This is a genomic window from Streptomyces sp. NBC_01515 (assembly GCF_045040345.1).
GTDB lineage: Bacteria > Actinomycetota > Actinomycetes > Streptomycetales > Streptomycetaceae > Streptomyces.
This window is the reverse complement of sequence record NZ_CP109416.1, coordinates 1,079,432-1,097,145: the sequence shown is the minus strand read 5'-3', so window position 1 is coordinate 1,097,145 and position 17,714 is coordinate 1,079,432. Positions and strand designations below refer to the sequence as shown.

Here is a 17,714-nt window from a genome sequence, read left to right as displayed (position 1 = left end):
GGACCCGGAGACAGCCTAGTCAGTCCTACCCGAATAGCCGGTCCAGGAAGGCGTTCCCGAACACCCCGTGCGGATCCAGCCGGTCGAAGGTACCGGCCGCCTGCCCCCACACCGACTCCCCGAACGAGCCCGGGATCGCCGTGCCCAGCACCTCCTCGTCGCTCCACGCGGCCTGCTCGGTGTAGGCCCAGCCCTTCGACCACTCGACCCGGGTCAGGGCGTCCGTGCCGTCGTACGAGCGCAGCAGGAACTGCTCCAACTCCCGCAGGAACTCGTCCGCGTACGGCGTGCCGGGCAGGGTCAGGACGTCCAGCCAGACCGCCGTGTCCCACTCGGGGTGCTCGGTGCTCGGGCGCAGTGCGGACAGCAACGGGGTTCGGGCGCCGGTGAGTTCGGTGTCGGCGGGGTGGTCGAGGCCGGTCACGCGGATCTCGACGGTGCCGTTGACGGGGAAGCGGCCGAGCGCGGCGTACGCGGTGAGCCGTTCCTGGTAGAAGGCGGTGAACTCGTGCACCACGCGCTGCACTTGGGCCCGGGTGGTCAGCACCGCGTAGCCGTTGGCGGTCTCCCGCAGGGTCGTCGGCCTGATGTAGAGCAGCGTGTTCTTCGACGGCCCCCAGATGTCCGCCGCCAGCGTCGTCGTCAACCCCAGCGCGGCCACGCCGAGTTGGGCGTTGCCGAGCACCGGCGCCAGATACCACGCCGCGTCGGAGAGGATCCGCCCGACGAGATCCGCGACCAGGGTCGGCACGTTGTCGGAGAACGGATAGTTGTACGGCGACGAGACGTGCCGCGAGGTCAGCGGCCGGGTCGGTGCGACGCTCCACACCTTCAGCCAGGGGAACTCGGTGAACGCGAACCAGATCGCCTCGGCCCGCCCCGACGCGTCCAGGAAGCTCGCGAAGGTCCGCCCGCCCGACCCGGGCGCCCCGAAGAGTTCGGTGGCCGGGATGTCCGTACGGCTCACGCAGCGGAGGTTGGTGTTCGCCCCGACCCGCAGCACGACCTCCGTGACCAGCGATCGCCCCAGATGCGTGAGCAGCGCCGCGCAGTCCGCCTCGTCGCGGGTGTAGGTCCGCAGCACGTACGCGCCGGTGTCCGTGTCCCACACCACCGCCGTCAGTGACAGCACCAGATTGCTGAGCGAACCGAAGGTGTGCCCGGCGGTCCGCTTCTCGCCCTTCGCCGGTACGGCCGTGCCGTGCGCGTCGATGGCCAGGGCGCCGCCGAGTGTCAGATCGCCGGGCGCGGGCGAGGCGGTGAGACCGAGGCCGTGGCCCTCCAGGTAGGTGAGCAGCGCCTCCAGGGTGACGCCCGTACCGGCCCGAACGGCCGAGGCGGAGTCCAGGGCCAGTCCCGTGAGGTGTGGTCCGGTGTCGACCAGCAGTACCGGCGCGTCGGAGGTCGTACCGGACTCGATCGTGAGCGGTGACCAGCCGTGCGAGGAGCCGCGGGCGCGGACCCGCCAGCCGTGCTGCCAGGCCCAGTTGACGACGGACACCACCTGGTCGGCGTCGGTCGGCGCGCACGCCCACAGTCCGTCGGCGGTGATCTCGCCGACCCAGTTCCGGTACGCCGAGCGGTAGAGGTCCACCTCGGCCGGGAAGTCGGGCAGCTCGGCCGCCGCGACGGCCGGATCGGCCGTCAGGAGTACGGGTACGGCGGCCAGGGCCGCCGCCGAGAGGAGAAAGCCGCGACGGGTCCAGGGAGCGGAACCGCCGTTCCCCGACTGGAGGTTGTTCGCCACATGATCGGTCACGCGCACACGCTAGGTGCGCGTTGACACGAGTAGGCATCCTGTCGAAGGGGTTCACTCGTGTGAGTGAAAGATTCACAGGTCGCGGCCCGGCGGAGCCCGATCCGCGCATGTCAGTGGCGGATGACAGACTGACGGCATGGACGAACGTGTAATCGGCAGGTCGAATCAGCAGCTGTCCGTCGTCGGTCTCGGCACCTGGCAGCTGGGCGCCGACTGGGGAGACGTCGACGACAAGGAAGCCCTCGCCGTGCTGGAGGCGGCGGCGGAGTCGGGGGTGACCTTCTTCGACACGGCCGACGTGTACGGCGACGGGCGCAGCGAGCAGACCATCGCCACCTTCCTGAGCGGCCGGCCCGATCTGCATGTCCTGGTCGCGACCAAGATGGGCCGCCGCGTCGACCAGATCCCGGAGAACTACGTCCTCGACAACTTCCGCGCGTGGAACGACCGTTCGCGCCGCAACCTCGGCGTCGACCGCATCGACCTGGTGCAGCTGCACTGCCCGCCCACGCCGGTGTACTCCTCGGACGAGGTGTTCGACGCCCTCGACACCCTGGTCGCCGAGGAGCGCATCGCCTGGTACGGCGTCAGCGTGGAGACCTGCGAGGAAGCCCTCACCGCGATCGCCCGGCCGAACGTCACCAGCGTCCAGATCATCCTCAACGCGTTCCGTATGAAGCCCCTGCTCCAGGTGCTCCCGGCCGCCCAGGAGGCGGGCGTCGGCATCATCGCGCGCGTGCCGCTCGCGTCGGGCCTGCTGTCCGGGAAGTACACCAAGGACACGGTCTTCCCGGAGAACGACCACCGCACCTACAACCGGCACGGCGAGGCCTTCGACCAGGGCGAGACCTTCTCCGGCGTCGACTACACGACCGGTGTCGAAGCCGCCGCCGAGTTCTCCGCGCTCGCCCCGGAGGGGTACACCCCGGCCCAGCTGGCCCTGCGCTGGATCATCGACCAGCCCGGCGTCACCTCGGTGATCCCCGGCGCCCGCTCACCCGAACAGGCCCGCGCCAACGCGGCCGCCGCCAAGCTGCCCGCCCTGTCCCAGGACACGCTCACCGCGATCCGGGACCTCTACGACCGCCGGATCAAGGCCCAGGTGGAGAGCCGCTGGTAGAGATGTGGGGCGAGGTCATCCAGGAGGTCCGGGTCGCGCAGACCGGCGTACAGATCCTGTTCGCCCTGATCGGCCCGGTGTCCCCGCACCGCCTGGTCTCCGGCCGGAGAGTGAAACCCCAGGCGGTGCGCTGGGCGTCCCGGCTCACTTCGCCCGGCTGGTCGCGGGGGTCGTCACCTGGTACCTGCTGTGCTGGTTCGTACTGCCGCTGTGGGCACGGCACCGCTGTACGACCCGATGACCCCGAGCCGCGTCATCTGCCGGTCGTGGACCCGGCTGAGCACCAGCACCGAGACCGTGGCCCCGATCAGCGCGCAGAACATGTCCCACTGGGTGTCCCACACATCCCCCTGAGTGGCCAGGAACGCGTCCGCGCTGTGCCCGCCGATCACGGCCGCGGCCCACTCGAACAGCTCGAAGAGTGCGCTGAAGGCGAGACACGCGCACACGGTGAGCGGCGCCAGCCAGCGGCTGCCGCGCAGGGGCGAGGTCCGGGTGAGCAACTCCCGTACCAGGACCGCCGGTACGAACCCCTGCATGAGGTGGCCGAGACGGTCGTAGGGATTGCGGCTGAGGCCGAAGGTGTCACGGACCCAGTCGCCCGCCGGTACCTCCGCGTATGTGTAGTGGCCGCCCACGGCGAGGACCAGCGCGTGTGCGGCGAGCAGACAGCACAGCAGGCCGGTCAGGGGGAAGCGGCGCCAGGTCAGGACGATCACCGGGAGTCCGACGAGCACCCACACGGTCTCCAGGAACCACGTCGGGCGGTCGTGCGGACGCCAGGCGGAGAGGGCCATGCCGACGACCACCAGCGCGACCATGGCGGCGGGCAGACGGCGCCGCGGTGCGGAAGCGGGAACGGACACGATGGGGCTCCCTTGTCGTGGGGAGCCCCATCGTGTCCGAAGGCCGAAGTCACTGCATGAGTACGGCTACTCAGCCGGAGCGGTGGTCTTGCGCAGCGCGTTCAGGCAGCTGTCGATGGCCTGCTGGAGCTCTTCCAGACGCTGGACCATGTCGTCCTCGTAGAAGTCCTGGGCGTCGTCGAAGGTCAGCTCCTCGAACGCCTTCGTGGCCTTCTGCAGGCTGCTGTAGAACTTGGTGCGCTTCTCCTGGACGCGCAGTTCGGGGTCGGCCTCCACTGCCTCGACGACCAGGTTCTTCATCGTGTCGTAGGCCTCGGTGGCCCATCCGCCGGTGTCCTCGCCGTCCTCCAGCTCGTCGAGGAGCGAGAGGTGGCGTTCGGCTTCCTGGCGCAGGTCGACGGGCGCGTCGACGGTCTGGCCCGCCGGGGTCTTGATCTGGCCCGACTCGGCGATCTGGCGGACGTATCCGATCCGGTCCGCCGAGCGGCTCTCCGTCGCCACGGCCTTCTTCAGGTCGTCGGTGCGTACGACGTCCCGGGCCAGCTCGGACTGGAGCTCCGGGTCCTCGCGGACGCGGTCCAGCAGCGCCTGCCGGGCCGCCCGCGCGGTGGACGGGTCGGCGAGGATCGCGGCGCGCAGCGCGGTCGGGTTCTCCGCGACCTCCAGCGCCTTGGTGGGGCGGATGCCCTCGGCCTCGGCAGCCTCGGAGATGGCGGTGCCGCGCTCCGAGGTGGCGCTGGAACGGGAGACGTAGTAGTTCAACCACACGTCGGAGTCCGGGAGTTCGACCTCCTGGCCGGGGGCCAGCTCCTCGAAGTGCGGGACGAGACCGTCGTCCGCGGCCCGGTCCCAGGCCTTGTAGTAACGCATGACACGCTCGGGGGAGCAGTCGGCGAGTTCCGCGAACTCCTTCGCGGACACCTTCGGCGTCTCGTCCGCGCTCTGCCCGCCGGGCCGGACGCTGCGCGCCACCTTGAGGCCGAACGTCCAGCCGCCGGTGCGGACGTAGGCTCCGAACTCGTGCGCGTCCCGGGCGACGAGGCCGGCGTCGTCGAGGGCGGTGAAGGACGTCTCGGCCTGGTCGATCACTACGGTCAAGGCGGACTCTCCTGGGCTTGTGATGAGGCATGGTGCGAACAGGCAGCCTATATCCACCCATTGCCGTTGGTTTGAGTGTCCGGCCCTCGCGTCGCCGTCAGTGCCGTCAGTTCGCTTCCCGCCGGAAGGTCTTGAAGAAGGTCTGCAACGCCTGGCGGTTGGCCGCGTCGTTCCACTCGTCGGCGGGCGTCGTCCACCGTAGCGAGAAACTGCGCCCGCCGCCGATCAGGAAGCCGCGCCCGAGCGTGCGCACCCGGTCGTCGCCAGTTCCGGAGAACCACTCCAGGTCGGCCGCCTTGTCCCCCTGGAACGTCGTGGCCTGGATGTCGCCGATCTGCTGGAAGCCCTCGGTCTGCTTCAGCCCCGGCAGGACGTCGTCCCGCCAGATGGCGACCGGGTCCGGGCCTGCCTGTGTGCTGTATGTCACGGCCAGCGTGCGCGGGTCGCCCGTCGCGCCGAAGGTGACCCGGTAGGCGTCGGACGCCTGCTGGGTCTCGACCACCTTCCAGCCCTTGGGGAGCGCGACGGAGAAGCCCTGCGGCGCCTTGAACACGCGGAAGCCGGCCGGCAGCGCCGAGGCGGTGGGGGAGGGGGACGCGGTGACGGAGGGGGAGGGGGAGGCCGACGCGGAAGCGGACGGGGAGGCGGGGGACGTGGGCGACGGCGCGGCGGACGGGGAGTAGGCGTGGCCGTCGACGTTCTCGCCGGGAGTGCTGACCGAGGCGGACGCGGAGGGCAGAGGGGAGGGCTCGGTCGTCGCTGAGGTCTGGGTGCCGGGCAGTTGGTGGGTGGCGGCCAGCACAGCGACCGTGACGGTGCCGACGGCGAGGGCGGTCCCCGCGGCCATGCCCCGGCCGCTCCAGGTGGTCCCCGCCCCGCGGAAGGAGTCGAAGGCCCTCCGCAGCCGGGGCAGCGGAACCGGCTCGCGGTCGGCGTACGGGTCGTCGTTGAGGATGCGGGTGAGGGACTCGCGGACCACCGGGCGGGTCAGCCGCTCCCGGGAGTTCTTGCGCAGCAGCCCCTGCACGACCTGCGCCAGCGGCCCGGCGCGCGACGGGCCGCGCATCGGGAGCCGGTCGACGCCCTTCATGGTCGCCTCGGGGCGGCCCCGGTCGCGGAACGGCGGGTGTCCCTCGACCAGCGTGTAGAGGATCGCGCCCAGCGCCCACAAGTCGGCGGCGGGACCGATGCGTTCGTCCCGTGCCTGTTCCGGTGAGGCGTACGACGGCGCGGTGATCCGCGGGGCGAGGGTGGCACCCGCGAGTCCGAAGCCGGTGAGGACGACCCCGCCCTGGTCCCGCACGAACACCTGGCCCGGGCTGAGTTCGCCGTGGGTGATGCCCTCGCTGTGCGCCGCCTCCAGGATGTCGAGCAGTTCGAGGCCGATGCGGGCGGCCCGTACGTAGTGGAACGTGCCCTGCTGGGCGAGGAGTTGGCCCAGCGGTGTGCCGTCGATCCAGTCGGTGACGGTCCACAGCGTGCCGGCCTCCTCGACGGCGTCGACGACCGGGGCGACCCGGGTGGGGCAGAGCAGCACCATGACGTCGGTGGTGCGCCGGATGCCGGCGGTGATTCGTCCCGCGCTCTCCGTGTCCGGGGCGAAGGGGAGGGTCACCTCCGTGAGGAGGCAGGGCTGTTCGGCGATCATGTCCTCGCCGTACCAGGAGACCCGGTTGGTCTCGCGGTGGGCGACCTCCATGGGCCGGTATCTGCCGGCGACCAACTCGTGTACGGAGACGTGCGTCTCGACCATGGCCATCCCTCGCTGAACCCCTGGCTCTCACCTTTCCCAGAAGTACGGTGGGTGTGCTGGGCTGCGTTCAATGGAAGCCCAATTCCCCGGTGTTTCTTGCCTTTTATTCAACGGCGGCGAGCAGGTGTGCGAGAAAACCGAGTCGCGGGGGAGGTCCCAGGTGGGCGCTCGTGTCCCGGGACGGGTGAATTCGCCCCGGGGGCTTCCGTGGCGGAATACCGGCGCCCTACCTGGTGGTAACCGGCGGTAAACGCGGGCGTGAAGACCACGAATACGCCGGTGTTTGTCGACAACGTAGTCAAGGGATCTACCCACGAGCCGGTCAACGCTCCCGTGGGCAAAGGGAGTTGACGCGAAGTCAGCGCAACCCGAAGCCTTCGGACCAGGCCGCGATCTCCCCGACCGTCGCGTTGCCTCCGCAGACCACGAGGCCGAGCCGGGCGCCGTCGCCGACCCGCTCCAGCACCTGCCGGGCGGCGGGCAGCAGACAGCCCGCGGCGGGCTCGGTCCACACCTTGGCGTGCTCGGCGAGGTCGAGACACCCTTGTACGGCCTCCCGGTCGGGGACGGTCAGCACCTCGGTGACGAGGGCCGACACATGGTCGTACGTCAGCTGCGACACGGCCGGCGCGCTGAGCGTCGTCACGATCGACGAGAGCGTGACCGGCACCGGGCCGCCCGCCGTGAGCGCCGCGGACATGGCCTCGGCGCCCTCGGTCTCCACGCCCCAGACCCGGATTCCGGGCCGCCGGGCGTGCAGGGCGGCGGCGATGCCGGCGATCAGGCCACCGCCGCCGATGCTGACCAGGACGTCGGTGAGTTCACCGGCGTCCGCCGCGAACTCCAGCCCGACCGTGCCCTGTCCGGCGATCACCACCGGGTCGTCGAACGGGTGGACCAGCGTCAGCCCCTCGTCCCGCAACCGGTTCACCAGCTCGAACGCGCTCGGCATGTCGTCGGTCAGCCGCAGCGACGCGCCCGCCGCCTCCACCAGCGCGACGGACCGCGCCGGCGCCGAACGCGGCATGACCACCGTCGCCTTCACATCGAGCGCCGCCGCCATGACCGCGAGCGCGATCCCGTGATTGCCGCCGCTGACCGCCACCACTCCGGCCGCCAACTCGCCCTCGCCCAGCGACAGCAGCTTCGCCGTCGCCCCGCGCGCCTTGAAGGAACCCGTGCGCTGCAACAGCTCCAGCTTCGTCGTGACCGGGACACCGAGCAGCTCGGAGAGCCCGAAGCTCTCCACGGTCGGGGTGCGTACGACGTGTCCGGCGATCCGCTCGGCGGCGGCTTCGATCTCCGAGATGCCGATCAAGGCAGTCATCCTTCCGGCACGGGGACAGGTGACCCGTGCCGGTTCGACCCTTCCTCGGAAGGGACGTGCAGGTCAACACGTTTCGGAGATCACGGCGCGGCAGCAACGACCCTCAGTGCTGCTGCGCCTTCTGCGGAGTCTCCTCGCTGGGGCGCACGACGACGAACCCCTCGCCCTGGAGCATGAGTTGGACGGCCTCGCCGGAACCGCCGCGCAGCATCGACCCGATGGACTGCGAACGGTGCAGCGAGGTCTGGAGATGGGCCGACCAGCCGACCACCGCGTCCGTGTCAACGAACACCGGGTACTGCGGCGACACCGGTATGACCAGCGGGTTGCCCTCGCAGACCAGGCCCAGCTTGCCCTGCCCGGTGAAGACGCTGTTGAAGAGACCGCCGCCCGCGATGCCGGAACCCTTCACCGTCTTGATCGCGTACGACAGCGACGCGTCGAAACACAGCACGTTGCGACCGTTGACGGTGAACTCGTCACCGGGATCGATCTCGACCACGAAACAGTTCTGCGCCTCGTGCGCGAACCACGCCTCGCCCTGCCCGCGCACCGCCATCAACGGCAGCCCCTCACCGGTGACCGCGCGCTTGAGCATGCCGCCCACGCCCTGGCCCTTGCGCTCGAACTGGAGGTTGCCGCGGTAGGCGATCATCGCCCCCTGGCGGGCGAACATCTCGCCGTTGACCGCGTACCTGATGCACTTGGCATTCTCGACGGTCATGCCCGGCGCGGTGGCCGGCTGCACCATGTGCTCACTGGAAAACAGATCACCCTTCATGCGGGCATCCTGTCCCGGAGGATCGCATTCCGACAAGATCGCGGACGGTACGAGCGTCGCGCGCGGTCAGGCACCGAAGAGCTGCGTCCAGTACGTCCCCGTCTGTCCACCGCCCGCGAAGCCGATGCCGATGTGGGTGAAGTCCGGCTTGAGGATGTTGGCGCGATGACCAGGGCTGTTCATCCACCCCTCCACGACCTCGGCGGCCGACCGCTGACCGCAGGCGATGTTCTCGCCGATCGTGCGCCTGCGCGAACCCGCGGCGGCGGCCCGGTCCCAGGGCTGCGAGCCGTCGGGGGAGGTGTGCGAGTAGAAGGCGCGGGCCACCATGTCGGCGCTGTGCGCCTGCGCGGCGGCGGCGAGCAGCGGGTCTACGGCGAGTGCGCGCAGCCCGGCCCTGGCGCGCTCCGCGTTGGTCAGCTCGACGACCTTCTCCGCTGTGCGGGCCAGGTTGCCCGCGGTGAGCGGCGTTGCCCACAACGCCGTCCAGTAGACGTCACCGGAGCGGCGGTCGACGGCCTGGGCGATGCCCGCGTGCGTGAAGTCCCGCTCCAGCAGCGTCCGGCGGGCCTTCTCGGTGCGCAGGCAGTAGTCGACGAACTCGGCGGGGGTGCGCGGTCCGGAGACCAGGTGCTCGCCGATGGTGAGGTAGGCGTAACCGGCCTGGGTGACGCGCTGGTACACGGAGGTGCCGTCGCGGCTCTCGGTGCTGAGGTGACCGGCGGCGGCCATGTCGGAGGCGTGCGCCTGTGCCGCTGCGGTGAGGCGGTGGTCGAGGGCGACGGGAGGTGAACCGGCCTTGGCGCGGGCCGAGTTGGCGAGGGTGAGGAAGCCCGTGGGGTCGGTTGTCGGGGAAGTCGAGGTGAAGTGAGGGCCGGTTGACGGTGCCGACCGGGGTGCGGGTATGGACGCCGATCGCACAGCGGCAGGAGCAGGAGCGGCGGCAGGAGCTGGAGTCGCGTCCTCGACGATGTCCACGCCGAAGTCCCGTGCGATCCCCGCGAGTCCATCGGCGTACCCCTGCCCCAGCGCGCGCAGCTTCCAGCCGGTGCCGCGCCGGTACAGCTCGGCGAGGAGCAGGACGGTCTCCCGCTGGGGGCGTGGCGGGGTGAAGCGGGTGAGGGGCTGGCCGCCGGGGTTCGTCACGTGAAGGGTCGGTGCGGGGAGGCGACCCAAGGGGGTACCGGGATCGGCGGGGCTGATGACGACGGTGACCCGCGCGGCGCCGGCGCGGAGGCGGGCCGGGTCGATGGTCAGGGTGTCGTCCCGCAACCGTGCACCGGGCGCCGTCGGTTGGTTGTAGAACACGAAGTCCGCGTCGCCGCCGACCTTGCCGCTCTCGTCGGTGATCAGTGCCGACATGTCGAAGGGACCGGGCACCCACAGGGTCAGGGCGCCGCCCGGAAGGGGCAGATTGCCGCCCGGCACCAGCTCGTTCATGGCACCGCCCTCGCTGCTCGTGCCCGGTGGGGGACTTCCCCGAGGGCCTTCCTCGGTGGGGGACTTCGTCCTCCACTCAACGTCCCGCCAGGGCGCGAGGGTTCCCACGTGAGGAAGTGGGGGCCGGAGGACTATGCAGCCCGACCCCCCACCTTCACCGCGTCCTCAGTCCCGTGCGACCCCCGGCGCGATGTCCTCGTAGGCCACGTTCCGTTCGGTGACGTAGGAGCCGCGGCCCGTGAGCGGTGAGCTCTGGATCGCCCTCGTCCGCTTGCCGCAGAACGCCGATTCCAGGGTGCGCGCCATCGTGTTCAGGACGGTGCCGTTGTTGGAGGTGTTGGCCAGCGCGGTGAGGCTGCGGCGGCCGTCCTTCGAGGTGAAGGAGTAGGTGTAGAAACCCTGGACCGCGCCCGTGTGGCCGTACACGGAGACACCGCAGGACAGATCGCGGCGCCGCAGTCCGAGGCCGTACCGGGTCGTGCTGTTGACCGGGGTCCAGCGTTCCATCTGCGCGAGCTGGGCGGCGGAGGTGAGCCGGCCGCCGAGCAGGGCGGAGAAGAAGGTGTTCAGGTCGCGGGTGGTGGAGATGACCGCGCCGGCGCTCTGCGCCCAGGAGACGGTCTGGTCGGTGGCGTCGACGAGCTGTGCGCCCGCGCGGTCCGGGGTGAGGTAGCCGTGGGCGTAGCGGCCCGGGATCTTCGTGGCCGGGTGGACGTAGAAGGTGTCGCGCAGCTTGAGCGGCTTGATGATGCGGTCGCGGTACTCGGTCCCCACGGAGTGGCCCGTCAGCTTCTCGATGAGCATCCCGGCGACGACGAAGTTGGTGTTCGAGTACGAGTAGGTGGCGCCCGGTGCGTTGGTGCGCGCGTGCTTCAGGGACAGCTGGACCAGCTGGCGGTAGGTGAAGACCTTGTCGCGTACGGCCTCGAAGCCGGAGACCGAGCTGGCGAACATGGAGTTCGTGTAGTCGTACAGACCGCTGCGGTGGCTCAGGATGTGGCGCACGGTGATGCGCCGGTCGGGCAGCAGCCCGGGCAGGTAGCGGTCGACCGAGGCGTCCAGGTTCAGCTTGTGGGCGTCGGCCAGTTGGAGCAGGACGACGGCCGAGAACGCCTTGGTGATGCTGCCGATGCGGAAGCGGTCGGCGTTGCCGATGGCCCGGCGTGTCGTGCGGTCGTCGATGCCCGCGGCGGCCGTGTGGACGGTGCCGTGGTCGTCGATGCGGGCGATCGCCCCGGGCGCGCCCTGCGCCGTGAGCGTGCGCAGGACGGCACGGAGGCCTGCCATGTCGGGGGCGGGAAGGCCCGCCGCGTCGGGGGCCGGAAGCGGTGCTGTGCTGCTGGTTCGCGTGGTGTCCGACTCGTGGGTCGCGGCATGCGCCGGTACCGCCGCGAGCGTCAGCAGAGCCGCCGCCGACGCCGTGGCCCTGCGCACCGTTCTTGAGACCATCCGGTTCTCTCCCGTTTTTCTCGGTATGCGAGATCGATCACAGTGGCGCGAGGCAACCTTCTCGCGTCCCGTCACATCTCCACAGCTGACGCACAGTTGGTCATTCGTTGATCACTGAGCGATACGGATTTGCCAAGTATTGCCATGAAGCGCTCGAAAACCGTTCATTTCGGCTTTACATGTGCATGGTGGATACGTGAGGGTTTCGGTTCGGGGCCCGACCAGCCCCGTGGGCGCGTTCAACAGCGCCCTGTCTCAAGGCGTTGGTGATCCCGGCCGCCTTCGTACGGAGGAGCCCTCATCCATGCGTGGACCCCACATACGCAGCCTGGCGGTCGCCGTCGCGGTGACGACGGCCGCCACGGGGCTGGCCGGCACGGCCTTCGCGGGACCGGCCACGGGGACGGACGGTGCGACGGCCTCGACCGAATCCGGCACCAGTGCCGCGTCCGTCGTCACGGCCGCGCGGGCCGCCGCGTTCGCGCACGCGTCGGCGACCGGTGTCACGCGGGGCGACGAACTCCGGGCCCAGGACGTGATGATCGACCCCGAGGGCGCCCGCCATGTGCGCTTCATACGCACGCACCAGGGCATGCCGGTCCTCGGCGGCGACCTCGTCGTCCATCTGTCCCACCGGCTGGCCTACACCGGCGTCACCCGCGCGGCCGAGCAGAGTGTCCGGCCCGCGACCACGCGGCCCGAGTTGACGGCCGGTCAGGCCGAGGCGAAGGCCGCCGCCATCGGAAAGGGTGACGCGGGCACCGCTCAGCTCGTGGTGGACGCCCGGGACGGGGGAGCCGTCCTCGCCTACCGGATACCCGTCAGCGACAGCAGCACCGCCGAGGCCACCGGCACCCGGACCGTCGTCATCGACGCCGTCACCGGCAAGGTCCGCAGCAACACCCCCGACAGCGACGAGTTCCTCTCGCCCAAACTGCTCGACACCCTGCGCGAGCGCGGCGAGACCATGGACCCCGCCACCGGCACGGTCGTCGAGCCGAAGTCCCTCACCGGAGCCGCCGCCGTGACGCGCGCGGTCCACTACCCGGTCACCGCGTCGGGCACCGGCACCTCCCTCTTCGTCGGCAAGGTGCCGCTCACCACCACCCGTACGGCGCGCACCAGTTACCTCCTCAAGGACCCGACGCGCTGGGGCACCGAGACCCGCGACGCCAAGGGGAAGGAGCTGGAGAGCTTCGCGCAGGGCAAGAAGTTCACCAGCACCACCGACAAGTGGGGCAACGGCGCCGTCTCGCACCGCGACACCGCAGCCGTCGACGCCCAGTACGGCATCACCAAGACGCTGGACTTCTACAAGAAGACGTTCGGCCGCAAGGGCATAGCGAACAACGGCAAGGCCGCCCGCGGCATGGTCCACTTCGGCAACAAGGTGGCCAACGCGTTCTGGGACTCGACCTGCGGCTGCATGCTCTACGGCGACGGCGACGGGGACATGTTCAAGAAGCCGCTCGTCGTCCTCGACGTCACCGGCCACGAACTCACCCACGGCGTCGTGGACGCCACCGCCAAGCTGGAGCCCACCCGCGTCGACGCGGACGGCAACCAGTACGGCGAGGCGGGCTCCCTGAACGAGTCCCTCGCGGACATCTTCGGCTCCAACGTCGAGTTCAGCGCCAACAACGCCAAGAACCCGCCGAACTACCTGATCGGCGAGAAGCTCGGCCTCGCCCAGAAGTTCCTGCGCCGCCTCGACCACCCCTCCCTCGACAAGCTGGAGGGCACGATCGACTACTGGTCGCCGCAGACGTACGACGCCGAGGTGCACGCCGGTTCCGGAGTCTCCTCGCACGCGTACTACCTCCTCGCGGAGGGCAGCGGCAGCAAGACGATCGGCGGTTTCGCCTACGACTCGCCCACCTACGACGGTTCGACCGTCACCGGCATCGGACGCACCAAGGCCACGGCGATCTTCTACCGCGCGCTCACCCGCTACATGGTGTCCACCACCGACTTCCACGACGCCCGCCTCGCGACGCTGAAGGCCGCGGCGGACCTCTACGGCGCGAACAGCACGGCGTACAAGACCGTCGACCAGGCCTGGGCCGCCGTGAACGTCACGGTCGACAACACCCCTGCCGCCAGGCACTGATGACCGTCCGGGTGCCCTGCCACGAGCGGGGCACCCGGACGCCCGGCCTCGGCCCGCTGCTTGTCGACCTCCTCAGATCCACTGCTTCTCGACCTCCTCGGACACCGTGAACACGGCCTCGCAGGAAGGGCAACTGGCCTTCCCGAACACGTACGTCAACGCCGTCGCGACCTCCGTCTGTCCGAACGCGACCGCCTCGCCGTGCAGCTGTGCCCCGATGCCGTCGAGCCCGTCGGGCGTGGCCGGTATCAGCTCGGTCCGCCCCTCCGCGGCCTCTTTGTCGGCGCCGGACACATAGTCACCGGCCGAGGTGAAGACGCCGTACGAGCCGAACGCGACGAACAGGCCCTCCTCGCACTCGGGGCACTCCAGGTCGTACTCCTCGGCGTTGATCCTCTCCAGCGCCTCGGCCCACACCCCGTCGTCGCCCTCGAAGGCGAGCACGGCCATCTGCAGATAGACGAAGGTGTGCGCGTCCTGCCCCGGATCGGCGCGCAACACCCGTGCGACATGAAGCAGTTGGCCTATCTCGTGCGTGTACCGCGCACGGCATTCCTCGTCCGGGTCCGTGGTGATCAGCCCGGCCATGGTGACCGCCTGGATCGCCCCGCCCGGCGCCCGGCCGAGCGCGATGTCGGTGAGCACGGGCAGCGCCGCCCAGCTCGCGTCGTACACCGAGCCCTGGTGGCACAGAGAGCCCCACAACTCCTGCCACACGGCCTCGTCCTCGGTGCCACCGAGGCGCGCGAACAGGCCCGGGATGTCCTCGGCGCTGCCGTAGGCGTGGGTCAGCTCGGACCAATCGATCGTCGTCATACGGCGATTGTGCCGCCCGGCACTGACATCGAGGCCTCGGGAGGCATCAGCTCCGCTCAGGTGACTCACAACTTCGCTTCGACGAATCCTGCTTCTTTTATTGACGACGGAAATGAAGGGACCTAGGTTCCCGCCATGCGCTCGATCCCCCGCACCGAGTCGTTCCCGGCACAGACGCCGGCCGTCTCACAGGTCTTCACGACCGTGCTCTCCCACGGACCCCTCACCCGTCTTGAGGTGGCCCGCCGGGCGGGGCTGTCGGCGGCGGCCGTGACCAAGGCGGTCCGGCCGTTGATGGAGGCCGGGTACCTGGCGGAGGGCGCCGACCAGGACGCGCCCCCGGCGCTCGGGCGGCCCGCGAACCTCGTACGGGTCGACGGCGGGCGGGCGTTGTTCATCGGGGTCAAGGTGACCGGCGACGAGATCATCGGCGTCCTCGCCGACCTGTGCTGCCGCATCCGGGTCGCCCGCCATGTGCCGCTGACCGACCACGACCCCAAGGCGGTGCTGGCGTCGATCGCGGACCTGGCCCAGGAACTCCGCACCGAGGCGGACGACCTGGGCATCCGGGTGCTCGGCCTCGGGCTCGCGGTCTCCGGCGATGTGGACCGCGGCGAAGGGGTCGTCCGCTACTCGCCGTTCCTGGACTGGCGTGACGTACGCCTGGCCGAACTGGCCGCCATGACAACGGGGTTGCCGGTCACCGTCGACAACGACGTGCGTGCGCTGACCGTCGCCGAGCAGTGGTTCGGCGCCGGCGCGGGCCTCACGGACTTCGCCGTGGTGACTGTCGGCGCGGGCATCGGCTGCGGACTGGTCGTGCACGGCCGGGTCGTCGCGGGTGCCCACGGGGTGGCCGGTGAGATCGGGCACGTGGTCGTCGATCCCGCCGGGCCCCTGTGCCACTGCGGCAACCGCGGCTGCGTCGAGGCGATCGCCGGGGACGCCGCGATCGTCGCCCGCGTCCGCGAGGTCACCGGCGTCCAAGTCGCCGACACCGCCGAGGCGTTGGCCCTCGCCCACCGGGGCGACGCCGGAGCGCGCGAGGTGTACGCGCGGGCCGGTGAGGCGATCGGCCGGGGCATCGCGACCGTGGTCAACCTGTTCGGCCCCGAACGCGTGATCATCTCCGGCGAGGGCCTGGCCGCCTACGACCTGTTCGCCGAGCAGATCCGCGACTCCTTCACCGCCGCCGCCTTCGGCTCCGCCGCCCGGTGCGACGTGCACACCCGTCCCCTGCCCTTCGACGAATGGGCGCGCGGGGCCGCCGCGACCGCGATCCAGTCCTTCATCCGATCGGACACCTAGCCGCACGATCACACCCCCACCCCCAACCCGCGCACTCCCCGCCCCACACACTCCTACCCGCACGAGGAGCCCGACGATGTACTCCCTCACGCCTGTCCGCGCCCTGAGAGCCATGGTGGTCCTGGCCCTCACCGCCGGCTTCGCCACCTACTTCCCCGCCGCGGAGGCGGCCACCCCCACGGCGGACACCGCTACGGCTGTCGCGGCCAAGCCCTATATGGGCTGGTCGAGTTGGAGCATGCAGTCGTCCAAGTACCCCGGCCTCAACCCGGACGGCGACTACAGCTACCTGACCGAGGCGAACGTCAACAAGCAGACCGACGCGCTGGCGAGCAAGTTGAAGAAGTACGGGTACAACTACGTCAACATCGACGCCGGTTGGTGGCGCGACAACGCCTGGACGCCCGAGTACGACCAGTACGGCCGCCAGAAGGCCGACCCGAAACGTTTCCCCAGTGGCATGAAGGCCGTCGCCGACCGCATCCACTCCAAGGGCCTCAAGGCCGGCATCTATCTCCCGGCGGGCCTGGAGAAGGAGGCCTACAACAGCGGCAAGACACCGATCTGGAACGCCGACGGCTGCACCACCGCCGACATCGTCTACAGCGACCTGCGCACCACGAACGGCTGGGACAGCTCGTACAAGCTCGACTTCTCCCGGCCCTGCACCCAGAAGTACATCGATTCGCAGGCCCAGTTGATCGCCGACTGGGGTTACGACTTCCTCAAGCTCGACGGTGTCGGCCCGGGGTCCGGAAAGAGCGGCGACCAGTACGACAACGTTGCCGACGTGGCCGCCTGGAACAAGGCCATCACCGCCGTCGGACGCCCCATCCACCTGGAGCTGTCCTGGTCCCTGGACTACGGGCACGCCGCCGACTGGAAGAAGTACTCCAACGGCTGGCGCATCGACACGGACGTCGAGTGCTACTGCAACACCCTTGTCAGCTGGGAGAATTCGGTCGACGACCGCTGGGACGACGCCCCCGCGTGGACCGGCCAGGCAGGCCCCGGCGGCTGGAACGACCTCGACTCCCTCGACGTCGGCAGCGGCGCGATGGACGGCCTGACCAAGGCGGAGCGCCAGAGCTACGCGACCCTCTGGGCCGTGGCCAAGTCCCCGCTCTTCACCGGTGACGACCTCGCCCGCCTCGACGACTACGGCCTCTCGCTGCTCACCAACCGCGAGGTCATCGGCGTGGACCAGAGCGACGCGCCGCCCGCGCGCCCGGTCACCCCGTCCGACGCCCAGCAGGTGTGGGCCGCGAAGAACCCCAACGGCACCTACACCGTCGCCCTGTTCAACCTCGCCGACGCCCCCGCCGCCGTCTCCGCGAACTGGACGACCCTCGGCTTCACCGGCAAGGCCGCCGTCCGTGACCTCTGGAACCACGAGGACCTCGGCACCTACACCAACAAGGTGACCGAGGCCCTGCCCGCCCACGGCTCCCGCCTCTTCACCGTCACCCCGCACGGCAGCGCCGTCACCACCACCGCCTACGAGGCCGAGGCCACCACCAACACCCTCGGCGGCAACGCCGACATCGCCGACTGCTCGGCCTGCTCCGGCGGCAAGAAGGTCGGCAACCTCTACGTCGGCGGCAAGCTCACCATCAACAACGTCGTCGTCGCCAAGGCCGGCACCTACCAGGTGAAGATCGCCTACGTCAGCGGTGACTCCCGCCCGGCGAGCATCTCCGCGAACGGCAACGGCGCCACCAGCCACAAGTTCCCGTCCACCGGCGACTGGGGGACCGTCGGGACGGTCAGCGTGCCGGTGACCCTGAAGGCGGGCGCCAACACGATCACCTTCGACAGCGGTTCGGGCTACGCGCCGGACATCGACCGGATCGACGTGCCCACCTCCTCCTCCTGAGCCGACCTTTT

The 17,714-nt window shown here is 70.2% G+C and carries 13 protein-coding genes and 1 pseudogene; 5 read left to right on the top strand and 9 right to left on the bottom strand.

The annotated features are described in order from the left end of the window. Positions 1-25: 25 nt before the first annotated feature. Positions 26-1,759, bottom strand: a complete 1,734-nt coding sequence (locus OG407_RS04545) for a cholesterol oxidase substrate-binding domain-containing protein (RefSeq protein ID WP_405855218.1) — start codon at positions 1,757-1,759, stop codon at positions 26-28. A 136-nt stretch (positions 1,760-1,895) separates the two neighbouring features. Here OG407_RS04545 and OG407_RS04540 point away from each other — a divergent pair, with 136 nt between their 5' ends. Further along, positions 1,896-2,879 (top strand): aldo/keto reductase, encoded by a 984-nt coding sequence (locus tag OG407_RS04540; protein WP_405855216.1) that lies wholly within the window; start codon positions 1,896-1,898, stop codon positions 2,877-2,879. 2 nt (positions 2,880-2,881) lie between these two features. Further along, positions 2,882-3,120: pseudogene (locus OG407_RS04535) on the top strand (DUF6328 family protein). Here OG407_RS04535 and OG407_RS04530 read toward each other — a convergent pair. The 7 genes from OG407_RS04530 to OG407_RS04500 all read right to left on the bottom strand — a co-directional run bounded on the left by OG407_RS04530 (position 3,053) and on the right by OG407_RS04500 (position 11,593). After that, positions 3,053-3,700: a DUF2238 domain-containing protein gene (locus tag OG407_RS04530; protein WP_405868279.1), complete on the bottom strand. Its 648-nt coding sequence runs from the start codon at positions 3,698-3,700 to the stop codon at positions 3,053-3,055. The pseudogene OG407_RS04535 and the gene OG407_RS04530 overlap by 68 nt on opposite strands. Before the next feature lie 111 nt (positions 3,701-3,811). Beyond that, entirely contained in the window at positions 3,812-4,834 is a 1,023-nt protein-coding gene (locus OG407_RS04525) for a hypothetical protein (protein ID WP_405868277.1), read from the bottom strand. 115 nt (positions 4,835-4,949) lie between these two features. After that, a complete protein-coding gene (locus tag OG407_RS04520) occupies positions 4,950-6,602 on the bottom strand; it encodes a protein kinase domain-containing protein (protein ID WP_405855214.1) in 1,653 nt (550 codons plus the stop codon). Positions 6,603-6,954: 352 nt separating this feature from the next. Further along, on the bottom strand, positions 6,955-7,914 hold the full coding sequence (locus tag OG407_RS04515; protein ID WP_405855212.1) for a threonine/serine dehydratase: 960 nt from the start codon (positions 7,912-7,914) through the stop codon (positions 6,955-6,957). Positions 7,915-8,026: 112 nt separating this feature from the next. Continuing rightward, positions 8,027-8,704: an AIM24 family protein gene (locus tag OG407_RS04510; protein WP_365308435.1), complete on the bottom strand. Its 678-nt coding sequence runs from the start codon at positions 8,702-8,704 to the stop codon at positions 8,027-8,029. 66 nt (positions 8,705-8,770) lie between these two features. Beyond that, positions 8,771-10,144 carry a CAP domain-containing protein gene (locus OG407_RS04505; RefSeq protein ID WP_405855210.1) on the bottom strand — a complete coding sequence of 458 codons (1,374 nt, stop codon included), beginning with the start codon at positions 10,142-10,144 and terminating at the stop codon, positions 8,771-8,773. A gap of 165 nt (positions 10,145-10,309) precedes the next feature. Next, complete coding sequence (locus OG407_RS04500; RefSeq protein WP_405855208.1) at positions 10,310-11,593, bottom strand: serine hydrolase domain-containing protein; 1,284 nt, start codon at positions 11,591-11,593, stop codon at positions 10,310-10,312. A 304-nt stretch (positions 11,594-11,897) separates the two neighbouring features. Here OG407_RS04500 and OG407_RS04495 point away from each other — a divergent pair, with 304 nt between their 5' ends. Next, positions 11,898-13,703: a M4 family metallopeptidase gene (locus OG407_RS04495; RefSeq protein ID WP_405855206.1), complete on the top strand. Its 1,806-nt coding sequence runs from the start codon at positions 11,898-11,900 to the stop codon at positions 13,701-13,703. Between the two features lie 72 nt (positions 13,704-13,775). Here the strand turns inward: OG407_RS04495 and OG407_RS04490 are convergent, their stop codons facing one another. Then, positions 13,776-14,519 (bottom strand): hypothetical protein, encoded by a 744-nt coding sequence (locus tag OG407_RS04490; RefSeq protein WP_405855204.1) that lies wholly within the window; start codon positions 14,517-14,519, stop codon positions 13,776-13,778. A gap of 135 nt (positions 14,520-14,654) precedes the next feature. Between OG407_RS04490 and OG407_RS04485 the strand changes: the two genes are divergently transcribed. Continuing rightward, positions 14,655-15,827, top strand: a complete 1,173-nt coding sequence (locus tag OG407_RS04485) for an ROK family protein (RefSeq protein ID WP_405855202.1) — start codon at positions 14,655-14,657, stop codon at positions 15,825-15,827. Between the two features lie 76 nt (positions 15,828-15,903). Next, positions 15,904-17,703 carry an alpha-galactosidase D gene (locus OG407_RS04480; protein WP_405855200.1) on the top strand — a complete coding sequence of 600 codons (1,800 nt, stop codon included), beginning with the start codon at positions 15,904-15,906 and terminating at the stop codon, positions 17,701-17,703. Positions 17,704-17,714 lie beyond the last annotated feature (11 nt).

Coding starts and splice junctions, on each gene's coding strand:
- OG407_RS04540 (WP_405855216.1), top strand. CDS start 1,896: ATGGACGAACGTGTAATCGGCAGGTCGAATCAGCAGCTGTCCGTCGTC.
- OG407_RS04530 (WP_405868279.1), bottom strand. CDS start 3,700: ATGGTCGCGCTGGTGGTCGTCGGCATGGCCCTCTCCGCCTGGCGTCCG.
- OG407_RS04520 (WP_405855214.1), bottom strand. CDS start 6,602: ATGGCCATGGTCGAGACGCACGTCTCCGTACACGAGTTGGTCGCCGGC.
- OG407_RS04510 (WP_365308435.1), bottom strand. CDS start 8,704: ATGAAGGGTGATCTGTTTTCCAGTGAGCACATGGTGCAGCCGGCCACC.
- OG407_RS04505 (WP_405855210.1), bottom strand. CDS start 10,144: ATGAACGAGCTGGTGCCGGGCGGCAATCTGCCCCTTCCGGGCGGCGCC.
- OG407_RS04500 (WP_405855208.1), bottom strand. CDS start 11,593: ATGGTCTCAAGAACGGTGCGCAGGGCCACGGCGTCGGCGGCGGCTCTG.
- OG407_RS04495 (WP_405855206.1), top strand. CDS start 11,898: ATGCGTGGACCCCACATACGCAGCCTGGCGGTCGCCGTCGCGGTGACG.
- OG407_RS04490 (WP_405855204.1), bottom strand. CDS start 14,519: ATGACGACGATCGATTGGTCCGAGCTGACCCACGCCTACGGCAGCGCC.
- OG407_RS04485 (WP_405855202.1), top strand. CDS start 14,655: ATGCGCTCGATCCCCCGCACCGAGTCGTTCCCGGCACAGACGCCGGCC.
- OG407_RS04480 (WP_405855200.1), top strand. CDS start 15,904: ATGTACTCCCTCACGCCTGTCCGCGCCCTGAGAGCCATGGTGGTCCTG.